We start from the raw sequence: 4046 nt of genomic DNA, 5'->3' as shown, positions 1-4046 counted from the left end.
GGAGCCTCGAGACCGGCTGCGGCGGTGCTGGTTTCGGTCCCCGGTGGCTCGGTGATGATGGTTGGTGCGAGTGGTCTCGAGGCCCGGCGCCTTGGGCGCCGTGCACCTCGACCATCGGGGGATGGTCGCCGTCGGTCGGAGGGTTTCCCAGATCGGTGGTCGAGGTGTGAGGAGCGTTGGCGACGAGCCTCGAGACCGGCTGCGGTGGTGCTGGTTTCGGTGCGAGTGGTCTCGAGGCCCGGCGCACTGGGGTCAGCCCGCCGGGGTTGTCGTCGGTGTCTCTGTGGTTTCTTCCGTTGTCTCCGTGGTGGTTTCCTCGGTCGTCGTCGGAACCTCCGTGGTCTCCGTCGCCGTCGGGGTTTCCGCCGTGGTGGTTTCGGTGGTGGTCGCGATCAGGGTCTGCCACGTGGCCGAGGTGATCGGCACCGAAGTACTACCCAAGGACAATCGCCAGATTCCGGTCGAGTCGGTGGCCGAGGTGACCGACGACTGCGACAGCGAACTCTGATAGACCGACCGCGACAGCCCGTCATTACAGGTGAGCGACCCCGAGCCGGTGGTCTCCTGCGACGGCGCCTGGCACGTCACCGATTGATTGTTCTCGGTGAAGCTGAAGCTGCCGATGGAATTACCGCTACCGCTGAAAACGGTGGGCGACGGTGCCGCCGACGACGAGCTGCTCGCGCTCGAACTGGTGTCGGATGAGGTCGTGGTGCTGCTCGCCGCCGAGGTCTCCTCGCTCGAGGTCGGGCCCGCGGCCGAGGTGTCGGTTCCCGATTCGGTGCCCGACGCGGCTTCGGTGGTCTGGCCCTCGGTCGGCGGGGTGTTGCCGTTGGATTCGGCCATCTGCGTGACCTCCGGCGCGGCGGCCGTCTCGCCTGCCCGGGCGAGCCCGTTCTGTGCCGCGGCCTCGTCGCTGCGCGCGGCCAACGGCACGTTGAGTGATGCCGGCGTCGGCAGCGCCTCGGTCAGCGGCGGCTGACCCGACAGATCCAGCAAGCCGCCGACCGTGCGATCGAAGAGCTGACGGGTATCGGGATTGAGTAGCGTCAGCAGCGCGGCAGCACCGGCGGCCGGCGTATTCGCCTGGGCCGGAGCCTGATTGATCACGGTCGTGGTGTTGTTGACGACGGTGACGTTCTGGGTGTTGTAGGCAACGCGGGTGATGTAGTTGACCTGATAACCCTGCCAATGGGTTCCGCGGATTCGGTATCCGCCGATGGGGGCCGAGGCGGCCGGCCCGAGCGGATTACCGCACTGGCAGCGGACCCGGGGAACGCCGGCGCTGTCGACGAGAACCGAGGTGCCGGCCTGCAGCACATCCTGGAACGGCACCGCCGAACCGCCGGTGTAGCTGTAGTTGGTCACCCAGGTGTCGGCCGAGAGGATCACCGGCGTCAGGGTGTCGAGGTAGTAGGGGATGGCCTGCGTGCTGATCCCGTAGACACTCGCCCACGCCGCCGCCTGGGAGGGGTGTTGCGCGAGGAAATTACCCAGACCGGCCGGGTCGCAGGTGGTAGACCCACCGACGTACAGGCCCGGCGTGGTGCCGCTGACCAGTCGCGTGCCCTGATCCGGCGCGCCGGTCTGCGCGCTCAGGCGCAGACCGTTGTCGAGTGGCTTGTTGGTCAGATTCGGCTGCGCCATGAACGGCGCATCACCCGGTGCGTCCGCGGACGTCAGCGACAGGAAGGGGATGTGGAACTCGCCCTTCTTGTTCTTGAGCACGATCACCACGACCGAGGCGAACACGAGCGCGAGCACCGCAACGATCGCTGCGAGGATCAAGGTGAGATTGCGGCGATTACGCGGTTGCGGTTCGGGCGGCACGGCGCCGAACGGCATCGACGGATACGTGGGTGGCCCCGGTGGGTAGTACGACATCTGCTCGGTCTCCTACGAACGCCCGTGCCCGGCGCGATCGCCGCACGGATCGGTGGTGGTGTGTTCCCCGAGCCACAAGTATTGTGAGCGGCTCTGAGCAGGGGCAACCGCGTTCGGGCGGATTCGGTCGGCTGATCGGGAAATCCACCCGAACGGACTACACCGACGTAACAGGCGTCCGATTCGTCGCGATGAACACCGACCGATGCCGCGCCGACCTCAGGCCGGATCGCCGAAATCGAAGAGCGCGGCCATCGTCGTCCGGCCGTCGAGCGCCTCGCGGATGATGTCGGCGTGGCCACTGTGATGGGCGGTCTCGCGCAACATGTGCAGGGCCATCTTGCGTACCGTCCACCACTCTCGCTCGGGCTGCCATGGTGCGGTCGCCTGCGGGATCAGTTCGTCGAGTGAACCGACCTCGGCGATCACCGCGTCGTAGGCGAGCGCGGCATCCCGGTAGGCGGCGAGCCACTCCTCGAACGTCTCGCCGTCGGTGAGCTCGTATCCGTGCTCGAGATTGTCCATGTGGATCTCGGCGTTCGGGTCGCGGTCGAGGATGGTCTGCGTGTGCTCGCGCTGCACCATCGTCAGGTGCTTGAGGAGACCGCCGAGGGTCAGTTCGCTCACGGTGCTGCGGCGGCGGGCCTGCTCGTCGTCGAGATCGCGCAAGGTCACCAGGAACATCGCGCGCTGATCCTCCAACAGGGTCAAGACGTCGGCCTTCTCGCCGGTGACATCGACGGAGAGGGTGACGGAGGTGTAGGTGCCGGCCATGATGGTGCCTTTCGGAGTGGTTCGCGGTCACCACCGAAGCTACGAACCAATGCGGACAGATCCGGTCCGCATTTTCTCGGGAAGGGAAATCTGTTGCCGGGAGGCCGCGCGACGCGCACCATGCCCTCATGCCCGAGTCCTCCTCGTACTCCGATGAACCCGCCGAACTGTCTGCTCTGCGCCGCAAGCCGACTCGCGGTGGCGACCGCGCGTTGCTCGACGACGTCCTCGATTCGGTCCTCGTCGGAACCCTCTCGACCGTCGTCGACGGGTGGCCGTGGTCGGTGCCGTTGCTCTTCTCCCGCGACGGTGACGGCATCCTCATGCACGGATCGATCGCGGCAGGCGCACTGCGTCATGTGGCCGAGGGTGCGCCGTCGACGTTCACTGTGTTCGTCCTCGACGCAATCGTGGTGGCCGACAGTCTCTTCGACCATTCCGCGAACTATCGGTCCGCGGTGGTGCGAGGTATCCCCGAACGCGCCGACGACGACCAGGCCGCACTGGAAGCCTTGTCGGACAAGCTGATCCCGGGCCGCGTCGCCGAGACGCCGTCGATCACCGGCAAGGAGCGTGCCGCGACGGTCGCCCTGCGGATGCCGATCGTCGACGGTCAGTGGATCGCCAAGGCCCGCAGTGGAGGTCCCGGTGTCGACACCGACAACTGGACCGGCGTCGTGCCCGTCCGCACCGTCTACGACGACCCGATTCCCGCAACGGGCACCGAGATCCCCGAGTCGGTGCGGCGCCTGGCGAGCGGAGGCCGACGACGACGGTGACCTGTGATGACGGGGCCGGTACTACCTCTGCCGCAGGACGAATCGCTGGATCTTGCCGCTCGGTGTCTTGGGCAGCGCGTCGACGAAATGCACGCTGCGCGGATAGGCATGCGCGGCGAAACCCGTCTTGACCAGCTGCTGCAGCTCGGACTCCAGGGCGTCGTCGCCGACCACACCGTCGGCGAGCACGACGAAGGCCTCGAGGACCTCACCGCGCAACTCGTCCGGCCGGCCGACGACGGCGACGTCGATCACCGACGGATGCGTGATCAGCACGCTCTCGACGTCGAATGGTCCGATCCGGTAGCCGGCCATGATGATCACATCGTCGTCCCGAGCGCTGAAGAAGTAGTTGCCGTTCTCGTCGACCCGGCCCGTGTCGCCGGTCAGATACCAACGCCGGTCCTCGGTGAACCGGGCCGCGGTCTTCTCCGGGTCGTCGAGGTATCCGGTGAACCACAGTGCCGGACTGGCCGATACATCGATCGCGATCTGTCCGTCGACGATGCCGGTGGCGAAACCGGGCATCGGTTGGCCCATCGATCCGGGGAACAGCGGTCGCCGCACTTCCGGGGCCCAGTGGTTGTTGATGAACATGCCGTGTTCGGT

At 66.9% G+C, this 4046-nt stretch carries 3 protein-coding genes and 1 pseudogene; 1 reads left to right on the top strand and 3 read right to left on the bottom strand.

The genetic code is table 11. The features are described 5' to 3' along the window. Nucleotides 1-252: 252 nt before the first annotated feature. Nucleotides 253-1884 (bottom strand): DUF6777 domain-containing protein, encoded by a 1632-nt coding sequence (locus B1964_RS00115; RefSeq protein ID WP_079928339.1) that lies wholly within the window; start codon nucleotides 1882-1884, stop codon nucleotides 253-255. Nucleotides 1885-2103: 219 nt separating this feature from the next. Next, entirely contained in the window at nucleotides 2104-2658 is a 555-nt protein-coding gene (locus tag B1964_RS00110; RefSeq protein WP_006369057.1) for a DinB family protein, read from the bottom strand. Nucleotides 2659-2786: 128 nt separating this feature from the next. Between B1964_RS00110 and B1964_RS00105 the strand changes: the two genes are divergently transcribed. Next, entirely contained in the window at nucleotides 2787-3437 is a 651-nt protein-coding gene (locus B1964_RS00105; protein ID WP_079928338.1) for a pyridoxamine 5'-phosphate oxidase family protein, read from the top strand. Nucleotides 3438-3458: 21 nt separating this feature from the next. Here the strand turns inward: B1964_RS00105 and B1964_RS00100 are convergent. Then, nucleotides 3459-4046, bottom strand: a pseudogene (locus B1964_RS00100) (AMP-binding protein); the annotation flags it as partial.

Origin of the sequence: Gordonia sp. i37, from assembly GCF_002043085.1 — a bacterium.
Taxonomy (GTDB): Bacteria; Actinomycetota; Actinomycetes; order Mycobacteriales; family Mycobacteriaceae; genus Gordonia; species Gordonia polyisoprenivorans.
The sequence above is the reverse complement of the archived record's forward strand: the minus strand, read 5'-3'. Positions and strand labels throughout refer to the sequence as shown.

Excerpts from the sequence above, each read along its gene's own strand:
- B1964_RS00115 (WP_079928339.1), bottom strand. The coding sequence starts at position 1,884 with ATGTCGTACTACCCACCGGGGCCACCCACGTATCCGTCGATGCCGTTC.
- B1964_RS00110 (WP_006369057.1), bottom strand. The coding sequence starts at position 2,658 with ATGGCCGGCACCTACACCTCCGTCACCCTCTCCGTCGATGTCACCGGC.
- B1964_RS00105 (WP_079928338.1), top strand. The coding sequence starts at position 2,787 with ATGCCCGAGTCCTCCTCGTACTCCGATGAACCCGCCGAACTGTCTGCT.